22 protein-coding genes and 1 riboswitch are annotated in these 20,671 nt (G+C 47.1%); all 22 genes read left to right on the forward strand.

The features are described 5' to 3' along the window. Positions 1–10: 10 nt before the first annotated feature. The 22 genes from G7035_RS10605 to spoIID all read left to right on the forward strand — a co-directional run bounded on the left by G7035_RS10605 (position 11) and on the right by spoIID (position 20,647). Positions 11–571, forward strand: coding sequence for a manganese efflux pump MntP (locus tag G7035_RS10605; protein WP_016822873.1), 561 nt, complete (start codon positions 11–13; stop codon positions 569–571). Between the two features lie 85 nt (positions 572–656). Next, on the forward strand, positions 657–1,241 hold the full coding sequence (locus tag G7035_RS10610) for a low molecular weight protein arginine phosphatase (RefSeq protein ID WP_019688822.1): 585 nt from the start codon (positions 657–659) through the stop codon (positions 1,239–1,241). A 78-nt stretch (positions 1,242–1,319) separates the two neighbouring features. Further along, positions 1,320–1,401: riboswitch (ZMP/ZTP riboswitch) on the forward strand. Positions 1,402–1,608: 207 nt separating this feature from the next. Continuing rightward, positions 1,609–2,196 carry a TIGR01440 family protein gene (locus G7035_RS10615; RefSeq protein WP_016822875.1) on the forward strand — a complete coding sequence of 196 codons (588 nt, stop codon included), beginning with the start codon at positions 1,609–1,611 and terminating at the stop codon, positions 2,194–2,196. 121 nt (positions 2,197–2,317) lie between these two features. Then, complete coding sequence (locus G7035_RS10620) at positions 2,318–3,568, forward strand: serine hydroxymethyltransferase (RefSeq protein WP_016324828.1); 1,251 nt, start codon at positions 2,318–2,320, stop codon at positions 3,566–3,568. A 179-nt stretch (positions 3,569–3,747) separates the two neighbouring features. Beyond that, the gene (locus G7035_RS10625; protein WP_019688821.1) at positions 3,748–4,629 is read left to right on the forward strand and encodes a carbohydrate ABC transporter permease; all 882 of its coding nucleotides are present in this window, start codon (positions 3,748–3,750) and stop codon (positions 4,627–4,629) included. Next, positions 4,629–5,465 (forward strand): carbohydrate ABC transporter permease, encoded by an 837-nt coding sequence (locus G7035_RS10630; protein ID WP_019688820.1) that lies wholly within the window; start codon positions 4,629–4,631, stop codon positions 5,463–5,465. Before G7035_RS10625 ends, G7035_RS10630 begins: the two co-directional genes overlap by 1 nt. A gap of 15 nt (positions 5,466–5,480) precedes the next feature. Continuing rightward, on the forward strand, positions 5,481–6,746 hold the full coding sequence (locus G7035_RS10635) for an ABC transporter substrate-binding protein (protein ID WP_019688819.1): 1,266 nt from the start codon (positions 5,481–5,483) through the stop codon (positions 6,744–6,746). Positions 6,747–7,098: 352 nt separating this feature from the next. Next, the gene (gene upp, locus G7035_RS10640; protein ID WP_013312332.1) at positions 7,099–7,728 is read left to right on the forward strand and encodes a uracil phosphoribosyltransferase; all 630 of its coding nucleotides are present in this window, start codon (positions 7,099–7,101) and stop codon (positions 7,726–7,728) included. Positions 7,729–7,838: 110 nt separating this feature from the next. Then, the gene (gene wecB, locus G7035_RS10645) at positions 7,839–9,005 is read left to right on the forward strand and encodes a non-hydrolyzing UDP-N-acetylglucosamine 2-epimerase (protein WP_019688818.1); all 1,167 of its coding nucleotides are present in this window, start codon (positions 7,839–7,841) and stop codon (positions 9,003–9,005) included. Between the two features lie 167 nt (positions 9,006–9,172). Then, positions 9,173–9,436, forward strand: coding sequence for an AtpZ/AtpI family protein (locus tag G7035_RS10650; protein WP_019688817.1), 264 nt, complete (start codon positions 9,173–9,175; stop codon positions 9,434–9,436). Continuing rightward, a complete protein-coding gene (locus G7035_RS10655; protein WP_013312329.1) occupies positions 9,429–9,809 on the forward strand; it encodes an ATP synthase subunit I in 381 nt (126 codons plus the stop codon). The genes G7035_RS10650 and G7035_RS10655 overlap by 8 nt, the downstream gene beginning before the upstream one ends. Before the next feature lie 29 nt (positions 9,810–9,838). Further along, on the forward strand, positions 9,839–10,663 hold the full coding sequence (gene atpB / locus G7035_RS10660) for a F0F1 ATP synthase subunit A (protein WP_016822883.1): 825 nt from the start codon (positions 9,839–9,841) through the stop codon (positions 10,661–10,663). A 105-nt stretch (positions 10,664–10,768) separates the two neighbouring features. Beyond that, entirely contained in the window at positions 10,769–10,993 is a 225-nt protein-coding gene (atpE, locus tag G7035_RS10665; RefSeq protein ID WP_007432750.1) for a F0F1 ATP synthase subunit C, read from the forward strand. A 109-nt stretch (positions 10,994–11,102) separates the two neighbouring features. After that, positions 11,103–11,591, forward strand: a complete 489-nt coding sequence (atpF, locus tag G7035_RS10670; RefSeq protein WP_013373436.1) for a F0F1 ATP synthase subunit B — start codon at positions 11,103–11,105, stop codon at positions 11,589–11,591. Next, positions 11,588–12,133, forward strand: a complete 546-nt coding sequence (locus G7035_RS10675) for a F0F1 ATP synthase subunit delta (RefSeq protein WP_016822885.1) — start codon at positions 11,588–11,590, stop codon at positions 12,131–12,133. The genes atpF and G7035_RS10675 overlap by 4 nt, the downstream gene beginning before the upstream one ends. Before the next feature lie 19 nt (positions 12,134–12,152). After that, the gene (gene atpA, locus G7035_RS10680; protein ID WP_016822886.1) at positions 12,153–13,667 is read left to right on the forward strand and encodes a F0F1 ATP synthase subunit alpha; all 1,515 of its coding nucleotides are present in this window, start codon (positions 12,153–12,155) and stop codon (positions 13,665–13,667) included. A 175-nt stretch (positions 13,668–13,842) separates the two neighbouring features. Then, positions 13,843–14,709 carry an ATP synthase F1 subunit gamma gene (gene atpG, locus G7035_RS10685; protein ID WP_025366011.1) on the forward strand — a complete coding sequence of 289 codons (867 nt, stop codon included), beginning with the start codon at positions 13,843–13,845 and terminating at the stop codon, positions 14,707–14,709. Between the two features lie 121 nt (positions 14,710–14,830). Continuing rightward, entirely contained in the window at positions 14,831–16,231 is a 1,401-nt protein-coding gene (atpD, locus tag G7035_RS10690) for a F0F1 ATP synthase subunit beta (RefSeq protein WP_016822888.1), read from the forward strand. 70 nt (positions 16,232–16,301) lie between these two features. Next, a complete protein-coding gene (locus G7035_RS10695) occupies positions 16,302–16,715 on the forward strand; it encodes a F0F1 ATP synthase subunit epsilon (protein WP_016822889.1) in 414 nt (137 codons plus the stop codon). Between the two features lie 345 nt (positions 16,716–17,060). After that, entirely contained in the window at positions 17,061–17,312 is a 252-nt protein-coding gene (locus G7035_RS10700; protein WP_016822891.1) for a DUF1146 family protein, read from the forward strand. 324 nt (positions 17,313–17,636) lie between these two features. Further along, complete coding sequence (gene murA, locus G7035_RS10705; RefSeq protein ID WP_017427134.1) at positions 17,637–18,992, forward strand: UDP-N-acetylglucosamine 1-carboxyvinyltransferase; 1,356 nt, start codon at positions 17,637–17,639, stop codon at positions 18,990–18,992. Between the two features lie 215 nt (positions 18,993–19,207). Further along, entirely contained in the window at positions 19,208–20,647 is a 1,440-nt protein-coding gene (gene spoIID, locus G7035_RS10710) for a stage II sporulation protein D (RefSeq protein WP_019688816.1), read from the forward strand. Positions 20,648–20,671 lie beyond the last annotated feature (24 nt).

Here is a 20,671-nt window from a genome sequence, read left to right on the forward strand (position 1 = left end):
GGGATGGAGTATGCTGGCAGCCTCTGCCGATGCTGGGCAGGTTGTAACGATTCTGATCATGGCGGTAGCGCTAGGGATGGATGCGCTGTCGCTGGGCGTAGGGATCGGTATGAAGGGGATACGCCTGCGAGACGTGCTGCGCATCAGCATTGTGATTGGTTTTTTTCACATCCTGATGCCGTTGCTGGGAATGTTCACAGGCCATTATATGAGTTCTTTATTAGGCCATGTGACGACCTATTTCGCAGGGGGATTACTCATCCTTTTGGGCGGGCATATGGTGTACAATTCCTTCAAGGGAGACGGCGTACACGTATTGGATCATCGGTCGCCTTTGGGTCTTTTGCTATTTGCACTTGGGGTGAGCATTGACTCATTTTCTGTGGGAGTGTCCCTGGGGATGTTCCAGAGTGACCTGGTGCTGACTGTTCTGGCCTTTGGTTTTTGCGGGGGAGCGATGGCGATGCTGGGGCTGTTACTGGGGCGCAAGGTCAGCCGCAATCTGGGGGATTATGGAGAGGCGGTGGGCGGTGCCGTTTTGCTGGCATTTGGCTTTATGTTTATGTTTTGATTTTAACGTAGACAGTGTAAAATAAATACAGGATTTGAGTAATCCTCTGTTTATATATTTTTTCAACATACGGGGGGTGAAGACGTTGAAGAATATCTTATTTGTATGCACAGGGAACACCTGTCGCAGTCCAATGGCTGAGGGGATGCTACGTAAGTTGGCTGCTGAGCATGGACTGGAACTGGAAGTGCGTTCCGCTGGAGTAGCTGCGATGGACGGGGCGTCGATATCCCGGCATGCAGAGGCGGTTCTACGTGATCACGATATATCCGATCAGATCACTTCAACCCCTTTAAGCGACGGGCTTGCCGAGTGGGCACATCTGATCTTAACCTTGACGCAAGGACATAAACAGCATGTCATTCAACGGTTTCCACAAACGGCGGGCAAAGTATTTACGCTGAAGGAATATGTGGAGGACCGGGACGCAGTGCTGAATGACGTACAGGAGTTAGATGGTTTGTATGCATCACAGCAGTTGATGGCTTCACTTGGACAAGAGCTATCAGCGCAGGAACGTGAGCGAATGATTGAATTACATCAACGGATTCCGGGCTTCGATATCTCAGATCCGTTTGGCGGTTCGCGGGAGGACTACGATGTCACAGCTGCGGAAATCCGTGTAGCTTTGCATAAGTTGCTGGACAAGCTAAAGGGATCTTCCGAATAAAGTCGGTACCATTCCTCTATTTTGTACGGAATCTGTTGATTTTCGACAGTTAATCCGTTAAGATAAGGTGGAAAAATGAGAATCCGATGTAACTGGCGACAAAAGTGGGATTAACCACGATGGAGCATCGGATATACGGCCGGTCGCCTGGGCAAAAGAGCAATTCCACATAGGTGTGGACTGCTCTTTTTTCGTATACGAGCTACAGCAGATCTTCTGTTGCCTTCTTGTTCTTCCATTTTTTCTGCTCGAAATCTGAAACATCGGCTATAATATAGTCAGATTGTGATCAGGAGAGAGTGTGTTGAACTTGGGGCATGGGACCATGCCTAGTCTCTGAGAGGCTGTTCAACCAAAGGAGGTTCCAATGGTAGAACAATTGGATCATGAGATTTCACTCGAAGCACAGACCGCTTCTGTCGTGCGGGAAATTGCAGAAGTGGCCAGTCTTAAAGCTGGTCGCCTGCTGGTTATTGGCGCAAGCACGAGTGAAGTGGCTGGAAGTCGGATCGGCACAGCAGGAGCGCTGGATGTGGCTCAGCAAGTGTTGTCTGGAGTAGAATCCGTTCGCAGAGAGTATGGCTTTGATGTGGCGTTTCAATGCTGTGAGCACTTGAACCGAGCACTGGTCGTTGAACGTTCTCTACTGGAGCGATTAGGCCTGATGGAGGTTGCGGCTGTTCCTGTTCGTACAGCAGGGGGCTCTATGGCTACCGTTGCCTATCGCTCTATGGACGATGCGTGTCTGGCGGCGAATGTGCAGGCTCATGCCGGGATAGACATCGGCGAAACGCTGATTGGCATGCATTTGCGCCCGATTGCCGTTCCGTTTCGCCCAAGCCTTCGCTGGATTGGTGAAGCACGTGTGACGGCTGCGTTCACTCGTCCTCCGCTTATTGGCGGACAACGGGCAGTGTACAGTCTGGAACAAGAAGCCGGTGGAAACTGCGATTAGCATTTGGCATGTCGGCATGTTTGTACTGATCTTTTTTGCATTGATGATGAGGTACCCAACAGAGGAGCAGGCATTTGCTTGTATACCCAACAATTTGACCATGGAGAGGGAGTAATCAATCATGATGGAACATCTGCGTAAAAGTGACCCGGCAGTGATGGAAGCAATGGGGCTTGAACTGAAACGGCAACGCCACAATATCGAGCTGATCGCATCTGAGAATATCGTCAGTGAAGCAGTAATGGAAGCCATGGGCTCCGTGCTTACCAATAAATATGCTGAAGGTTATCCGAACAAACGCTACTATGGTGGCTGTGAGCATGTAGATATCGTCGAAGATATTGCACGTGACCGTGCGAAAGAACTATTTGGCGCCGAGCATGCGAATGTACAGCCTCACTCTGGAGCGCAGGCTAACATGGCGGTATATCTGGCAGCTCTTCAACCTGGAGATACTGTACTGGGTATGAATCTGGCGCATGGCGGCCACTTAACACACGGAAGCCCGGTTAATGCCTCCGGTTTGTTGTATAACTTTGCTGCTTACGGTGTACGTGAAGACAACTTCCGCATCGACTACGATGAAGTGCGCAAAGCAGCCTTCAAGCACCGCCCTCGTCTGATCGTAGCTGGTGCAAGTGCATATCCGCGTACTATCGATTTTGAAGCCTTTGCTTCCATTGCTAATGATGTAGGTGCTTTATTCATGGTGGATATGGCACATATCGCAGGTCTCGTGGCAGCAGGGATTCATCCTAGTCCGGTTCCCCATGCTCAATTTGTGACAACAACGACGCACAAAACGCTGCGTGGTCCGCGTGGGGGGCTAATTCTGACTCGCAAAGCGTGGGCGCAAGCGATTGATAAAGCTATCTTCCCTGGTACTCAAGGAGGACCACTGATGCACGTGATCGCGTCCAAAGCAGTTGCTTTGGGTGAAGCGCTCCAGCCATCATTCAAAACCTATGCGCAAAACGTAGTTCGCAACGCACAGGTGCTGGCTGAAACACTGCTGGCAGAGGGAATCAACATTGTATCCGGTGGTACGGATAATCACCTGATGCTGTTGGATACTCGCAATTTGAATATTACAGGTAAAGAAGCGGAGCATGTATTGGATTCCGTGGGTATCACGGTCAACAAAAATGCCATTCCTTTCGATCCAACGAGTCCGTTCGTTACCAGCGGCATTCGTATTGGTACACCTGCTGCAACTTCTCGTGGTATGGATGAAGAAGCTATGGTTAAAATTGGTAAAATTATTGCTGATACTCTTAAAAATCCAAAAGATGATACTGTATTGTCCAAAGCAAGCCAAGCGGTGGGCGAGTTGACAGACAAGTTCCCGATCTATCCAGGAACACAATACTAATTCATCGCCATTCCTTTTAATCTTTATATGATAAGGCTGTTTTCCTTTCGTTAGCGAAGGGAGAACAGCCTTTTTTTGATTCCAGACGACTCGAAACTTACGTTTTTGGGTAATAAGCGATTAAAGTAAGGATTTATGCGCATTTTCCTTCATGATCTACGACCAAAGGAGTGATTGCATTGAGCCAAAGAAAATCCGCGCAATTATTGCAGCAGCTCATATTTGTAGGACCGATGGCGTTGTTTTTCGTCTTAATTATGGTCATTCCGTTCCTGTTGGGGCTGTATTATTCCATGACGAACTGGGATGGCGTATCTGAACATGTCCGATGGCTCGGACTAGGGAATTACATTCATATTTTTAAAGATGATCCGGACTTCCGTAATGCATTTTGGTTTACGGTCCGCTTTACCGTATGTGGTGTCATTCTAACTAACCTGGTGGGCTTTTTCCTGGCCTATGCGCTTACAAAGCCGTTGCGTACCCGCAATGCACTGCGAACTGTATTTTTTATGCCTAATATGATCGGCGGCTTGCTGCTCGGCTTCATCTGGCAATTTATATTTGTACGCGGCTTTTCGGCGGTGGGAGAGGCCACAGGGCTTTCTTTTTTCAAACTGCCGTGGTTAGGTGATGGGCCGACTGCATTTTGGGGAACTGTCATTGTGTTTGTTTGGCAATACGCAGGTTATCTCATGGTTATTTACATATCCTCTCTAAATAATGTCCCGCATGCTCTTATTGAATCAGCCCAAATTGATGGTGCGAGCCGAAGACAGGTTTTGCGTCATATCGTGGTGCCGCTTATTATGCCAGCAGTGACCGTCTGCTTGTTCCTGGCGATATCCTGGTCCTTTAAAGTATTTGAGCTGAATTTGGCTTTGACAAAGGGTGGACCATTCAAGGCGACAGAGTCTGTAGCGTTGGACATATATAATGAAGCGTTTACAAATAATCGACTTGGATTGGGAACTGCTAAGGCTATGATTTTCTTCGTGGTCGTTGCGATCATTACCAGCATTCAGGTGCGCCTCACGAAGAAAAAGGAGGTCGAAATGTAATGGAAAAAACATCGAACTATCGTTTAAGCACATGGGTAGCTGAAATATTGCTTATTGTGATTGGGTTGATCTTTCTAATTCCGTTCTATTTTTTGCTCGTGAACTCGGTTAAATCTTTTGGAGACATTTTGGCTTATTCCGCTTCGTGGCCGACAACCTTCCGTTTTGAAAACTATGCTAACGCCTGGAATAAAATAAACTTTCCCACAGCACTGGGGAATTCACTGATCGTCACCATCGTCAGCAATGCGCTTTTGCTGCTGATCAGCTCGATGGCCGCCTACCAAATGGTTCGGCATGATACTCTTTTTAATCGGTTCCTGTTCGGGCTGCTTGTGGCTGCGATGGTCGTACCTTTTCAATCGATTATGTTGCCGCTTATGGAAGTGTCCAACGTATTGAGCCTGAACAACAGCATACCAGGACTGATTTTGTGCTATCTGGGTTTTGGAGCGCCTTTATCAGTTTTTCTGTTTCATGGTTTTATTAAAACGGTGCCTATTGAGGTTGAGCAAGCGGCGAGAGTAGATGGTTCCTCTCGCTACGGGGTGTTCTTTCGCATCGTTTGTCCACTGTTGCTCCCTATGTTCGTGACCGTACTTATTTTGAATACGTTATGGATCTGGAATGATTATCTGCTGCCTTCGCTCATTTTGAATGATCCTGAGCTGCGTACGATTCCGATTGCGACCTATATGCTGTTTGGTCAATATACCAAGCAATGGGACTTGGCGTTGCCCGCACTGGTGCTCGGAATCACGCCAATCGTTGTGTTTTTTCTGGTGATGCAAAAATACATCGTTTCTGGCATTGCGGCCGGAGCGGTTAAAGGCTGATGGGAGGGTTATCGGATGAAAAAGACAGTGCTGCTTGTCATCTCCCTGATGTTGCTGCTTACGTGTATGCTTGCAGGTTGTGGTAATACAAAGGCTCAACAGAGTGGGACCAAAACGATACACATTTATCAATTCAAAGTGGAGATTTCGGAACCGTTGAACAAACTGAAGGCTGAGTATGAAAGAACGCACCCTGGTATCAAGCTGGATATTCAATCTGTCGGTGGGGGTACGGACTACGGTGCTTCGTTGAAGGCTAAATTCGCCTCAGGCGACCAGCCGGACATTTTCACGAATGAGGGTTACCAGGATCGCGATACGTGGTTTGAGTATCTGGAGGATTTGTCGGATCAGCCATGGGTGAAGGACCTGGACGATTTCGCCCGTAAGCCGATGACGGTTAACGGTAAGATTTATGGACAGCCTATGAACCTGGAGGGATTTGGTTTTGTTTATAATAAGGATTTGTTCAAAAAAGCGGGTATAACCAAATTGCCTCAGACGTTAGATGAATTGGAGGAAGCAGCCAAGCGACTGAAAGCAGCAGGGATTATCCCTTTTGCTAACGGCTATGCAGAATGGTGGGTTCTGGGAAACCATTTTATCAATATCCCCTTTGCCAGACAGCCGAACCCGGAGAGTTACGTTGCGGATTTAAACCAAGGAACTGCTCGCATTCCTGGTAACCCCGTGTTCCATCAGTGGGTGAAGTTGCTTGACCTGACTTTAAAATATGGAAACCCCAATCCGCTCACGACGGACTACAATACACAAGTGACACTGTTTTCAACAGGTAAGGCCGCTATGATGCACCAGGGGAACTGGACGCAGCCGCAAATAGATGGAATTAATCCTAACTTGAATTTGGGTATTCTTCCTACGCCTATAGACAATAATTCTTCCACTGGAGACAAACTGGCTGTGGGAGTGGCCTCGAACTGGGTTGTCAACAAAAACTCGCCTGTGAAGCAGGAGGCAAAGGAATTTCTCAACTGGCTGGTCACATCAGAAACAGGTAAGCATTATATTACCAAGGAGTTTAAGTTCGTTCCTGCCTTCAAAAGTATCATGTCCAGTGACGAGACCACAGGTGATTTGGGTGCGGAAATATCACGGCACGTGAAGGAAGGCAAGATATGGAGCTGGAACTTCCAACGCTTTTCAAAGGGGCTAAATCAGGATTTAAGCAGTAGTATGCAAGCCTATATCGCAGGCGTTATTACGAAGGACGAAATGCTTCAGCAATTTCAGGGAGCGTGGGACAATCTGAAGTATAGATAAAGAATATATGCGTGGGATAGCAGAGGCTATATCTCAGGCAGGAAGTTTAGAACTGGTAGGCTTTGACGGTCAAGGACCGTCAGAGCCTTTTTAGTATGATTTCATATGACAAAAGTCACACGTAAATGGGCCTTGCCAAGTATTTTGCCTGTCATATCTTTCCCTTGACAAAAGGTTGCAGTGGCAGGTGTTAAATCAATCAAGGGAATGTTATAATAAACAGGATTTACAGGCACGCATTGCATCTGTGCTTATTTGGTTTGTACAAATAGGTTACATAGATCCTTTCGAATCAGGATGTTCGATATGCTGGTGCGGAAGAACGTGACGATAATACCGGAGGGAATATATTATGGCAAAACTGGTGGTTTGCGATCACCCTTTGATCCAACACAAACTTACATTTATCCGCGATGTACGGACCAACACGAAAGATTTCCGTGAACTGGTTGATGAAGTAGCAACTTTGATGGCTTATGAAATTACAAGAGATATTCCGCTGGAGAGCATTACGGTACAGACTCCAGTTGCTGAAACTGAAGGTAAAGTGATTTCTGGTCGTATGTTGGGCCTTATCCCGATTTTGCGTGCAGGCCTGGGTATGCTGGATGGTGTCGTAAAGCTTTTGCCTGCTGCAAAAGTAGGACATGTGGGGTTGTTCCGTGATCCTGAGACATTGCAACCCGTAGAATATTATACGAAGCTGCCTACGGATGTAACTGAACGTGAATTGATCGTAATTGATCCGATGCTTGCAACAGGCGGGTCGGCGATCGCAGCGATTGATGTGTTGAAAAAAAGAGGCTGTACTCAAATTAAAATGATGAATCTGATTGCCGCTCCTGAAGGAGTGAAAGCTGTGCAGGATGCGCATCCTGATGTAGACATTTATGTCGCTGCACTGGACGAGCGTTTGGATGATCATGGTTACATCATTCCGGGTCTTGGGGATGCGGGAGACCGCTTGTACGGGACTAAGTAGACTGCTTTTAGCGGTTCGGCACAATCTATGGACGCTAAGACAGATCATCTATCTGAATCACGGAAGATCTGGGAAGCAGACGTTTATTATGAAAAGGGGTTCAACGGAAAATGTCTAAAATTAAAGTAATGACCATTTTCGGTGTGCGTCCGGAAGCGATTAAGATGGCTCCTCTCATTTTGGAGCTTCAGCGCCATCCGGAGCATATCGAGTCCGTAGTATGCGTAACAGCTCAACATCGCCAGATGCTTGATCAGGTTCTGGAAGTTTTTAATATCCACCCTGACTATGATCTGGATGTAATGAAGGATCGCCAGACACTCAATGAAATCTCCATACGTGTACTTCAAGGTCTGGAACCCGTATTGCGTGAAGCCAAGCCTGATATCGTGTTGGTTCACGGCGATACGCTGACGACTTTCTTGGCTAGCTATGCAGCCTTTATGCAGCAAATTGAAGTAGGGCATGTGGAAGCAGGTTTGCGGACATGGAACAAGCTTTCTCCATATCCTGAAGAAATGAATCGTCAGCTCACAGGTGTGCTGTCCGATCTGCATTTTTCGCCTACTTCTTTATCTGCTGGAAATTTGCGGAAGGAAAATAAACCTGAATCGCGAATATATGTAACAGGCAATACAGTAACTGACGTGTTTCAGTATACAGTTCGCCAGGACTACGAGCATCCGGTACTGGACTGGGCTCAGGGCAAACGCCTGATTCTCATGACAGCACATCGCCGGGAATCCCAAGGGGAACCGCATCGTCAGATTTTTACTGCGGTTAAGCGGATCGCAGATGAGTTTGAGGATATTGCAATTGTTTACCCGGTTCATCCGAGTCCGGCTGTGAAGGAACCTGCATTTGAAATTTTGGGCAACCATCCGCGTATTAAGCTGATTGATCCGCTGGATGTAGTGGACCTGCACAATTTTTATCCACACACGCATCTGATTCTTACCGATTCCGGTGGTCTTCAGGAAGAAGCGCCTTCGTTCGGAGTACCTGTCCTGGTGCTGCGTGATACGACCGAAAGACCGGAAGGGATTGAAGCGGGTACCTTGGAACTGGTGGGTACAAGTGAAGAGAACGTGTACAATCGGACCAAGGCTCTTTTGACAGATTCCGCGTTGTATGAGTCTATGAGTCAGGCAGCGAATCCTTACGGTGATGGACAGGCATCTGTAAGAATTGTCAATGCGATTTTGCACCATTATGGTGTTCAAACAGAACGTCCTGAAGAATTTCACACAATGTTCACAAAAGGCGTCCGTTCGTAATAATTAATCTTTACAAGGTAAGCATACAGTTAAACTGTACGGTTACCAAGGGATACAGCATTTTTAGATGCTTTGTCGACTGATTTTTATACTTTAGGGCGCTAAAATATCTCAATTGACAAAGCATCTTATATTTAAGTAAAATGGACTGGAATTGCAGGGGTGACATGAGAAAAGTGGTCAAACCTTCCAAGCAAAACAACAACCGAAACAACACCGGAAATGCCTTTAAGGCTATAGGAATGGTGAGCGCGATCGGCATTGATTTGACGATATGCACACTGGGTGGTTTCTATGCCGGAAAATGGCTTGATACCAAACTTGGTGGCTCCGGAATTTGGATTGGCGTAAGCGTTCTCGCAGGCTTGGTTGTAGGCGCATTAAGTATTGCCCTTGTGATCGGAAAGGTATTGAGGGATAACCATGAATGAGATGACCCGTATGCAAAAAATGTTATGGATCGTGGCGCTTGGTATTATGGCTCTGTGTTTCCTGGTCTCCGCCTTCATGCCCCAACATCGTGACATTGCTCACGGAATCATTCTGGGAACGGGAGTAAGCTGTCTAAATGTGCTGTATATGGCCTACAAAATTCGACAGGTTGCGAGTGCGGCCGCCGGTGAAAGAAAGAAGAGAGTGTTTGGTATTGGCTTTGGCGTTCGATTAGGGACCTCAATTTTGGCAGTGGTGCTGGCTATAGAATTCCCGGCCTATTTCCATGAGATCGCTGTAATGGCAAGCTTGGTGACCGGACAATTCCTTCTGTTAATTATAGGCATCATATTCGCGCTTCAGGAAAAATGATAGCTCAACTGAGAAAGGGGTGAGAAAACATGTTGCATGAATCACCGATTATCCAATTGGGCGGGTTTAACATTGACTTGTCCGTCATTATTATGCTGGTTGTGACCTGCGCGATTGTATTTGGACTGGCATTTGCTGCAACGCGCAATTTGTCTGTGGACAATCCGAGCAAGTTGCAAAATTTTATGGAATGGGTCGTAGAATTCGTTCAAGGACTGATTTCCAGCACGATGGATTTGAAAAAAGGGAAGCCATTCCTCTCCTTGGGGATGACGCTGATCATGTTCATTTTCGTGGGCAATATGCTGGGTTTACCGTTCGGCATTGTGACTGAATTCGATAATGTGCAAAGTGCCCAAGTATTTGGACATGAAATCATTCCAGTCAAAGAAGCATTAGAACAAGCACAGGCGTCTCACCCGGGCGAAGCTGCCCATGTAGGTATCAGCTGGTGGAAATCACCTACCGCAGATGCAGGGGTATCCATTGGACTGGCATTGATGATCTTTGTCCTGGTTCATTTCCTGGGGATCTTCCGTAATACCAAAGCTTACTTCAAGCATTACGTTCAGCCATTTCCGTTCTTTTTGCCAATTAACTTGATTGAGCAGTTCTCAAAACTATTGACACACGGTATGCGTCTATTCGGTAATATTTTTGCCGGCGAAGTTTTGATTAGTGTTCTGCTGAAAATGACAGCACTTGGTGTGGGAGGTATGGTTGCTTCCGTATTGGGACTCGTAGTCTGGCAGGGATTCAGTATTTTTGTCGGCAGTATCCAAGCGTTCGTCTTTACGATTCTAACGTTTGTATATATTTCGCAGTCCATTGACACGCATGAAGAAGAGCATTAGACAAGCACGTTTTCCGGTTTTTAGTTAAGTTCAGGAGTACGCTTCGCGCTTAACTGCAAATACATGTAAAACACAAATACACATCACTAAGGAGGATTTTTTAAAATGGGAGTTTGGGCATATATCGCAGCTGCAATCGCAGTAGGTTTGGGCGCTTTGGGCGCAGGTATTGGTAACGGTCTGATCGTAAGTAAAACAGTTGAAGGTATTGCTCGTCAGCCTGAAGCTAAAGCAACATTGCAAACGGTAATGTTTATCGGTGTAGGTCTGGTCGAAGCCCTGCCAATCATCGGGGTCGTTCTGGCATTCATTTTCTACGCAGGTGCTTAATTGAATGGAAGCAAGGTTTGGCGGGGAAGGCACAGCCATCCGCGCCTTCTTTGTTCGTTTGAACATGAAAGACCCAGAACCGACGTTCACCGGAAAGGAGTGACTTCAATTGAGTTTAAATTGGACAAGTATCGTTTTCACTATCATTGCATTTTTGATCTTGTACTGGTTACTGACGCGCTATGCATTTGGCCCTCTCTTTTCCGTTATGGAAAAGCGGCGTCAACTCGTGTTACAGCAAATGAATGAGGCGGCACAAACACGTGAACAGGCTGTTGCTTATGTTGAGGAGCAAAAGCAGGCTCTCCAGCAGGCGCGTAAGGAAGCCTACGATATTATAGAGCAGTCAAAACAAACAGGTAACAAGCAAGCGGAACAAATTATTATTCAGGCCAAAGACGAAGCTGTCCGCCTGAAAGACGAAGCTGTTCGTGAAATCACAAGCGAGCGTAATAAGGCAGTTGCCGAATTGCGCAGCGAAGTGGGTAAAGCTTCGGTACAAATTGCTTCCAAACTGATTCAAAAGGAAATTAAGGAAGATCAAGTCCAGGGAGAGCTTGTCGACCAATACCTTAAAGAGGTAGGAGGCAAAGCATGAGCCGAGATACGGTAGTTGCCAAACGGTATGCGAAAGCTTTGTATGAAGTAGCAGAGCAGGAGCAAACCATTATGGAAACCGAACAGGAGCTACGTGCTTTTGTAGAAGCTGTATCGGGGGATGCTGAAATCCGTAAATTCATTAATTCTCCTAACATTACGGAAGCAGTCAAGCTTCAGGTTCTGGCTAGCAATTTTGAAGGCAAGTTGTCTGCGTCGCTGATTAACACGATTAAGCTGCTGATTCAGCGCAGTAGAGCAGATTTGTTCGAATCTCTCCTGGCCGGATATCTCGATATTCAGGAATACAAGCTGGGGATTGCCCATGCTAAGGTGTATTCGACTTATGCTTTAAGTGATCAGGAAAAAACAGCGGTAGCCGAGGAATTCGGAACCCGTGAACATAAAACAATCCGTGTGGAAAATATAGTGGACCCGAGTCTGCTGGGCGGATTGAAAGTGGTTATCGGCGATACACTGTACGACGGCAGTCTGGCCGGCAAGCTGGATCGTCTCGAGAAATCCTTTAACAGACGAGTATAGAAGATAGGGGTGAACACACTTGAGTATCAAACCTGAGGAAATCAGTTCATTGATTAAAAGTCAGATTGAACAATATAAAAATGATATCGAGGTCGTTGAAGTCGGCACTGTTGTTGAAGTCGGCGACGGTATTGCCCGCGTCTACGGACTGGAAAAAGTTATGGCCGGTGAATTGGTCGAATTCGACACTGGCGTATTGGGCTTGGCGCTCAATGTGGAAGAGAGCAATGTCGGTGTTGTTATTTTGGGTCAATTCTCCGACATTCGCGAAGGTGGTCAAGTAAAACGTACAGGTCAGATCATGCAAGTCCCTGTAGGCGAAGCAATGATCGGACGTGTAGTTAACCCGCTGGGACAACCGGTAGACGGTAAAGGACCGATTGCTACAACAGAATTCCGTCCGGTTGAAAGTCAGGCTCCAGGCGTTATGGCCCGTAAATCGGTACATGAGCCTATGCAGACAGGGATTAAAGCTATTGATGCGATGGTTCCGATTGGTCGTGGTCAACGTGAGCTGATTATCGGTGACCGTCAAACAGGTAAAACTTCTATCGCAATCGATGCTATTTTGAACCAAAAAGGCAACGGCATGAAATGTATTTATGTTGCTATTGGTCAAAAACAATCCACGGTTGCTCAAGTTGTTGAAACATTGCGTCGTCATGGTGCGCTGGAATACACGATTGTCGTTACGGCATCTGCTTCCGAACCATCACCATTGCTGTACATTGCTCCTTACTCTGGCTGTGCCATGGGTGAGTACTTTATGTACAAAGGCGAGCACGTCCTCGTTGTTTATGATGACTTGACTAAACAAGCGTCTGCTTACCGGGAACTTTCCCTGTTGCTGCGTCGTCCACCGGGTCGTGAAGCATATCCGGGTGACGTTTTCTACCTGCACTCTCGCTTGCTGGAACGTGCAGCGAAGCTGAATGATGAGCTCGGTGGCGGATCACTTACCGCATTGCCGTTCATCGAGACACAGGCTTCCGACGTTTCTGCGTATATTCCAACTAACGTTATTTCCATCACGGATGGACAGATCTTCCTGGAAGCTGACTTGTTCTATGCAGGGCAACGTCCGGCGATCAACGTAGGTATTTCCGTATCTCGTGTAGGTGGCTCCGCTCAGATTAAAGCGATGAAAAAGGTTGCAGGTTCCCTGCGTCTGGATCTCGCTCAATATCGTGAGCTTCAAGCGTTCTCCCAATTCGGGTCCGACTTGGATAAATCCACCAAAGCCCGTCTCGATCGCGGTGCACGCATGATGGAAATTTTGAAACAAGGTGTTAACCAACCGCTTGCTGTAGAGCAACAAGTAGTGAGCTTGTATACTGCTGTAAAAGGCTTCCTCGATGATATTCCTGTAGCGGATGTAAAACGTTTTGAAAAAGACTTCCTGTCTTTCATGGAGTCCGATCATCAGGATGTGCTTCAATCTATCCGCGACACGAAAGACTTGGTTGCTGATAATGAAGCAGCTTTGAAGGCAGCTATAGAGAAATTCAAAAAATCATTCGCCACGTCGGTTTAATACATTGGAATTTGCCTGTTTATGATGAAAGATGTCCTAAGGAAGCGTACCCTCTGGGTTGTGGCTTCCTTGGCATGTTTTACCCTCACTAACAGGCCCTTTAACATATGTCCGGCTGGATTTGAATCTTACGAAGTTAGCTTTGGCTTTGTCAAAGCTTGAAGGTGGTGAAATCATGGCAAAAGGTATGCGCGAGATTAAACGTCAGATTAAAAGTGTGCAGAGTACGAAGCAGATCACGAAAGCAATGGAAATGGTCGCTGCATCCAAGCTGAGAAAAGCTCAGGAAAAAGCGGAATCGGCTCGTCCTTACTCGGAAAAGCTTAAAGAAGTTGTGAGTAGCATTGCTTCTGGAGCGAATAACATCAAGCATCCAATGCTAGAGACGCGTCCAGTTAAAAAGACGGCTTATCTCATCATTACATCTGATCGTGGTCTGGCTGGTGGTTATAACGCCAATATTTTGCGACAGGTTACGCAGACGATTGCTGAACGTCACCGTTCACAGGATGAATTTATGATTTTCATCATTGGGCGAAAAGGACGGGATTATTTCAGACGTCGTGAATTTCCTATCGCTGAATCGGTAACAGATCTGTCAGATACACCTGCATTTGCAGATATCAAAACGATTGCTAGCAAGGCAGTACAAGGCTTTGAACTTAAAGAATTTGATGAGCTTTATCTATGCTATAACCGCTTTGTCAACGCATTGACTCAAATTCCAACAGTTGATCGTTTGTTACCTATGGCAACACCGGATTCTGCTACGACTTCATCCTCAATTAACTATGAGTATGAACCTTCACCAGAAGGTGTGCTTGAAGTATTGCTGCCGCGTTACGCAGAAACGCTCATTTACGGGGCTTTGCTGGATGGTAAAGCAAGTGAGCTGGGAGCGAAGATGACGGCAATGGGATCAGCTACGAAGAATGCTACCAAGTTGATTGGAGAGCTTTCCTTAACCTATAACCGTGCTCGTCAAGCGGCTATTACCCAGGAAATTACGGAAATTGTCGCAGGGGCTAACGCTCAGTCTTAATGCGACTTCTTGTGACTGTTTTATAACAGGGTCTACACTATTATGATAAATTGCGGGCGCAAAACAAATCAGAATGGTTCGGATTTGCGGCTGTGCAAGCTTGTAGGAGGGAAACCAAAAGATGAACAAAGGACGCGTAGTGAGCATCATGGGTCCGGTTGTCGACGTTGAGTTTGAACGTGGGCAGCTTCCGGAAATTCTGAATGCCATTCATATTGGGACTGTGCTGGAGAGCGGAGTCAAAATTGATCTGACGCTCGAAGCTTCAAAACATCTAGGTGACAACCGTGTGCGTTGTATTGCCATGTCTTCCACAGATGGTTTGGTTCGTGGAGCTGAAGCAATAGATCTGGGAGCGCCTATCTCGGTACCTGTCGGCGAAGCTACTCTTGGACGTGTATTTAACGTGCTTGGAACGCCAATTGATAATGGTGCTGATATGAGTGAAACGGCTAGAAATCCGATTCACCGTCAAGCGCCTTCTTTCGAAGAATTGACAACTCAAGCAGAGATGCTCGAAACTGGTATTAAGGTTATCGACTTGCTGGCTCCTTATGCCAAAGGTGGTAAAGTCGGATTGTTTGGTGGTGCTGGTGTAGGTAAAACAGTAACCATTCAAGAATTGATTAACAATATCGCTCAGGAGCATGGTGGTATTTCTGTATTCGCAGGTGTAGGTGAACGTACACGTGAAGGAAATGACTTGTACCATGAAATGAGAGATTCCGGCGTTATCAACAAAACAGCGATGGTGTTTGGACAAATGAACGAGCCTCCGGGTGCGCGTTTGCGTGTTGCCCTCACAGGTCTGACGATGGCTGAGTATTTCCGTGATCAAGAAGGCCGTGACGTGTTGCTCTTTATTGATAACATTTTCCGCTTTACCCAAGCAGGTTCTGAGGTTTCTGCCCTGTTGGGACGTATGCCTTCCGCAGTAGGTTACCAGCCTACGCTGGCAACTGAGATGGGTCAATTGCAAGAACGGATTACTTCTACTAAAAAAGGTTCGGTTACTTCCATTCAGGCAATCTACGTGCCTGCGGATGACTACACTGACCCGGCTCCTGCTACTACGTTTGCCCATTTGGATGCTACAACGAACCTGGAACGTAAAATTTCCGAAATGGGTATTTACCCAGCGGTTGATCCACTCGCATCAAGCTCCCGTATTTTGGCTCCAGACGTTGTGGGTGAAGAGCATTATAATGTAGCGCAAGGGGTAAAACAAATTTTGGCCCGCTACAATGAGCTTCAGGATATTATTGCGATCCTGGGTATGGACGAGTTGAGTGAAGAAGATAAAATGCTGGTAGCACGTGCCCGTAAAATCCAGCGTTTCCTTTCACAACCTTTCCATGTTGCCGAAGCATTTAACGGCTTCCCGGGTAAATATGTGCCGGTTAAAGAAACTGTACGAAGCTTCAAAGAAATTTTGGAGGGCAAGTATGACCACCTTCCAGAAGCGGCCTTCCTTTTTGTAGGAGCCATCGAAGAAGCAGTTGAAAAAGCTAAAACGTTGTAAACATACAGGCAGAGAATAGCCGAGCCTTACGAAGTGAGCTGTCTGTGGACAGCTTCCAGGAGGGATTCAAGTGAGCACGTATTTACTAGAGATTGTGACGCCGGAGCGCCTGGTCTATACGGAACAGGTAAACAGCATCAGTGTTCGCGGCTCGGAAGGCGATCTTGGGATTTTACCAGGACACCTTCCCTTGGTCACTCCCTTGAAGATTGCACCGATACGTATTAAAATCGGTGGTCAAACTGAAGTGATCGCGGTCAATGGGGGCTTTGTTGAAGTCCGCAAAGATAAAGTGGTCATTTTGGCTGAGAGTGCGGAACGTTCCGAAGATATTGATGTGGAGCGTGCCCGTGCGGCAAGGGAGCGGGCAGAACTGCGGCTCCAGAGCAAGCAGGAACAGATAGATCATCATCGGGCAGAAGTCGCTCTGCAACGGGCGCTTAACCGATTGAATGCTACAAGTATCAGAACCAATAAGAATTAATATTGGATTTTGAGTGGAATTTTAAAAGGGTTCGGCATAGTATACGGATGGAATGACAAAGAGACCACTTCATAACTTCTGCCCAAGAATGCCTGCAGAAGGTAAGTGACGCCTTTGCTTCCTTCGATCACTGTGATCGAGCCCTTTTTTAGCTGTCTTTTCCAAAAATATAGTCCTATTTCTTGTTTGATGGCTAGGTATTTAGTACCTTTTAAATTCGCGAAACAGAAGTGATTATTCACATTTTGTCGAAATAAATGTACTGGAAACAGAAATAGCACTGGCATATTAGGCGCTCGCCGAGTATTATAAAGAAGTCTGTGACGCAGATGGGAGGAATTACGGATGAACGGGAAGCAGCAGTTGGCTGAACAGTTAAGTCAATCGGCGAGTATGACCGCGCTGATCTCCATGATCGTATCGCTCGTCTGTATAGCGTTAGCTTGGTGGGCTTTGCAAAGCTTAAAGCTGGATTTGTTAATCCGGCAACCCAAAGGACCGCAGGGCAGATTGCTGCACTTGTTTCTTGCTATAATTTTGGGACAGTTGGTTTCTGGTTTCTTGTTGAACTACATCTCTTGGAGCCAGATGCTCTAGAATTTGTTTTAACATGAAGTAGGCGGGTTATATGATTTTATGACTGTGGATGTTGCAGGAATTGTCGAATAACATCGTGCCATATTGTTAACAATGGTAAACAAAAGAACCATACATGTATAACTGGCTGAATCAGTTAGAACGCAATGGTCGTCAAGTACAAAAAACGCTTGTATACTTGTTTTAATCAGTGGTATGATGGCAGTTAGGGTATTAGTAAAATCTTGTTTTTTTATGTAATGAAAAAGCAAGGCATGAAAATAGCGGAATATGTTCTTTTTTTCAAAAATGGAAAAGAGAAATGACGCGCGGAGGGAACCATAGATGAGCAAATTTATCGTCCGCGGTGGCAACAGATTGACCGGGAGTGTCAAAGTCAGCGGAGCCAAAAACTCAGTTCTGCCGATCATCGCCGCTTCTCTGTTAGGAGAAGAAGGAGAAAGTGTTATTATGGATGCACCTCCTCTAGACGATGTGATGACCATTAATAAAGTGCTGGAGTCCTTAGGAGCAGGCGTTACATACCAAGACGAGGTCATTCGTGTTGACGCGCGGAAGATAATTTCCTGTGAAGCCCCTTACGAGTGGGTTAGGAAAATGCGCGCATCATTTTTGGTTATGGGGCCATTGCTTACACGTTTGGGACGTACAAGAATCTCGCTTCCAGGCGGATGCGCAATTGGAACAAGACCTATTGATCAGCATTTGAAGGGGTTCGAAGCGTTGGGCGCCGAGATAAGCTTGGGCCAGGGCTTTATTGAAGCTAAAAGTAACGGTCGTCTGCGCGGAGCTAAAGTTTATTTGGATGTAGCCAGCGTAGGAGCAACCGAGAATATTATGATGGCCGCTACTCTTGCTGAGGGCGTAACTACCATTGAGAATGCTGCTAAGGAACCTGAGATCGTTGATCTCGCCAACTTCCTGAATGGCATGGGAGCCAAAGTACGCGGTGCAGGCACAGGCGTGATTCGTATAGAAGGCGTCGAGAAGCTGCATGGTGTAAAACATACGGTCATTCCCGACCGGGTAGAAGCAGGTACTTATATGGTTGCTGCTGCGATCACAGGCGGGAACGTATATGTAGAAGGCGCAATATCCGATCATTTGGGACCGGTTATATCCAAGATGGAAGAAATGGGTGTAACGATTCAACCCGATGAAAATGGTATTCGTGTCATTGCGGATAAGCCGCTAAAGGCCGTTGATGTTAAAACGCTGCCTTATCCTGGTTTTCCAACTGATATGCAGTCTCAGATGATGGCACTTCAACTTGCCGCTGAAGGAACGAGCATCATTACGGAAACTGTGTTTGAAAATCGTTTCATGCATGTGGATGAATTTCATCTCATGAATGCGGAAATTAAGGTCGAAGGTCGTTCGGCGATTGTAACTGGCAATGCTAAGTTGACGGGCGCGAAAGTAACCTCGACAGATTTGCGTGCAGGTGCTGCGTTAATTCTGACTGGACTTATTGCAGAAGGTACAACGGAGGTATCTGGCGTTCATCACATCGATCGTGGTTACGTTCATTTGGCTGAAAAACTGACTGGATTGGGAGCGGATATTTACAGAGTGACTGTAGATGAATCCAAACTGGATCATTCGGCCAGCACAGAGCGCGTTGTGGCAGAAGAAACGTCAGGGAATCTGTTCAAGAAGATTCAACCTTCCCTCGCCTAACCTTTAACGTATTGGCATAGGTATTAACTTGAACCATTAGAACCAAGTCCGAAAGGACTTGGTTTTTTTGTGTTTTTGCTGCCTGTCTTTTTCATTCTTTCAGTTCTCTCAAAACGGTTCTATCAAAGTGGACGACCTCATATGATTGAGAATATCTGCTGGAGTATATGTGTACTTTAGCCGGACACTTAACCCTTTGATGGAGGTTTCAGCTTATGAAAGATTCACAGGTTCGCATCCGTATACCAATACATCATCCTAAGGAACATCGCCAGGCCTCACTTGCGAAGGAAAGCTCTGGCTCTATAGCAACTTCGTTGCAGAAAAATAAGCTTATGCAGCAGCAGCCAGGCACAACAGGCGCATTGCCGCCTATCGCCAAGACCCATCGGCGTACCACAGCGTTGACTTCCACTTTACACACTGTCGGTGCGATGCTTCCTGATGCTGAAACAGCGACCAGTAACACAGGCGACGCAAGCAGGATACAGGGAGCGCAGCCGCATCTGCGACCTACATCCGGGCGAGCCCCGCGTTGGGGGAGCCGCCGCCCATGGCTGCCCTTTGCCGCCATGGCAGGGGTGCTGGTGCTTGCCATGGCGGTGCCCGCACTAATGGCATGGCCACGCCAGGCAGTGCAGCCTTTGCCGTCTGGGAGCCGCACAGCCGCACCCGCGCAGCCTAATACGGCGGCAAAGAGCGAGGCGCCCGTTACGCGCCTGCCGGGTGTCCCGCCGATGCCGGCCGTACCGGCTGCTCCAGCGCGCAGCGTGCCGGCTGCGGCAGAGCCGGACGTGCGGGTGTACGTCACGTCTACTGGCCGGACGGAGACACTGCCTTTGGAGCAATACATTGTCGGCGTAGTAGCAGCTGAAATGCCGCCCAGCTTTGAGGAAGAGGCATTGAAGGCACAGGCCATTGCCGCGCGTACCTTCATTACCCGGCGTTTGTTGGCTGATGATACCAGTGGTGCCCCGGCGGGCGCAGATGTGACAGATACCGTTAAACACCAGGCTTACATCTCCAAAGCTAAACTTACTAGAGAATGGGAGCATTCTGGTAAATCCGCAGATCTGACTAAAATTCGTCAGGCTGTACGCGACACCAAGGATACAATCATGGTATATGATGGCAAACCCATTACAGCTTCTTTTTTTTCTACCAGCAACGGCTATACCGAAAATTCAGAGGATGTATGGGCGAAGGCCGTGCCCTATTTACGAAGTGTGTCCAGTCCATGGGACAAGCAGTTGGCTCCTCGTTTTACAGAAACCGTTACACTGAGCCGTCAGAGCTTGTTCGATAGATTAGGATTGAGTCGTGCTGCGGTCACTGCTTCTACTGGAGGGGGGAGTATGCCAGAGATTCGTATACTCTCCAAAACAGAAGGGCATCGCATCAAAAAGATTGAGGTGGGAGGTTCGCTCTTTACGGGACCGGAGATTCGTAACAAACTAGGGCTACGATCGGCTGAATTTACGTGGAAGACCGAGGGGGATCGGATTGCTATAACGACCTACGGTTATGGTCATGGCGTCGGTATGAGTCAGTGGGGAGCCAACGGAATGGCCAAGGAAGGCCATACTGCCACTCAGATTCTTCTTCACTATTATACTGGCATTTCTTTTGCGAATGCCTCTCGTATTCTAAGTTAGTAAATTTTTCGTAACTTTGAAGTA

The sequence above is a fragment of the Paenibacillus polymyxa genome (assembly GCF_015710975.1).
GTDB lineage: Bacteria > Bacillota > Bacilli > Paenibacillales > Paenibacillaceae > Paenibacillus > Paenibacillus polymyxa.

Excerpts from the sequence above, each read along its gene's own strand:
- G7035_RS10605 (WP_016822873.1), top strand. The coding sequence starts at position 11 with ATGCTGGCAGCCTCTGCCGATGCTGGGCAGGTTGTAACGATTCTGATC.
- G7035_RS10615 (WP_016822875.1), top strand. The coding sequence starts at position 1,609 with ATGGTAGAACAATTGGATCATGAGATTTCACTCGAAGCACAGACCGCT.
- G7035_RS10620 (WP_016324828.1), top strand. The coding sequence starts at position 2,318 with ATGATGGAACATCTGCGTAAAAGTGACCCGGCAGTGATGGAAGCAATG.
- G7035_RS10630 (WP_019688820.1), top strand. The coding sequence starts at position 4,629 with ATGGAAAAAACATCGAACTATCGTTTAAGCACATGGGTAGCTGAAATA.
- G7035_RS10635 (WP_019688819.1), top strand. The coding sequence starts at position 5,481 with ATGAAAAAGACAGTGCTGCTTGTCATCTCCCTGATGTTGCTGCTTACG.
- upp (WP_013312332.1), top strand. The coding sequence starts at position 7,099 with ATGGCAAAACTGGTGGTTTGCGATCACCCTTTGATCCAACACAAACTT.
- wecB (WP_019688818.1), top strand. The coding sequence starts at position 7,839 with ATGTCTAAAATTAAAGTAATGACCATTTTCGGTGTGCGTCCGGAAGCG.
- G7035_RS10650 (WP_019688817.1), top strand. The coding sequence starts at position 9,173 with ATGAGAAAAGTGGTCAAACCTTCCAAGCAAAACAACAACCGAAACAAC.
- G7035_RS10655 (WP_013312329.1), top strand. The coding sequence starts at position 9,429 with ATGAATGAGATGACCCGTATGCAAAAAATGTTATGGATCGTGGCGCTT.
- atpB (WP_016822883.1), top strand. The coding sequence starts at position 9,839 with ATGTTGCATGAATCACCGATTATCCAATTGGGCGGGTTTAACATTGAC.
- atpE (WP_007432750.1), top strand. The coding sequence starts at position 10,769 with ATGGGAGTTTGGGCATATATCGCAGCTGCAATCGCAGTAGGTTTGGGC.
- G7035_RS10675 (WP_016822885.1), top strand. The coding sequence starts at position 11,588 with ATGAGCCGAGATACGGTAGTTGCCAAACGGTATGCGAAAGCTTTGTAT.
- atpG (WP_025366011.1), top strand. The coding sequence starts at position 13,843 with ATGGCAAAAGGTATGCGCGAGATTAAACGTCAGATTAAAAGTGTGCAG.
- atpD (WP_016822888.1), top strand. The coding sequence starts at position 14,831 with ATGAACAAAGGACGCGTAGTGAGCATCATGGGTCCGGTTGTCGACGTT.
- G7035_RS10700 (WP_016822891.1), top strand. The coding sequence starts at position 17,061 with ATGAACGGGAAGCAGCAGTTGGCTGAACAGTTAAGTCAATCGGCGAGT.
- murA (WP_017427134.1), top strand. The coding sequence starts at position 17,637 with ATGAGCAAATTTATCGTCCGCGGTGGCAACAGATTGACCGGGAGTGTC.
- spoIID (WP_019688816.1), top strand. The coding sequence starts at position 19,208 with ATGAAAGATTCACAGGTTCGCATCCGTATACCAATACATCATCCTAAG.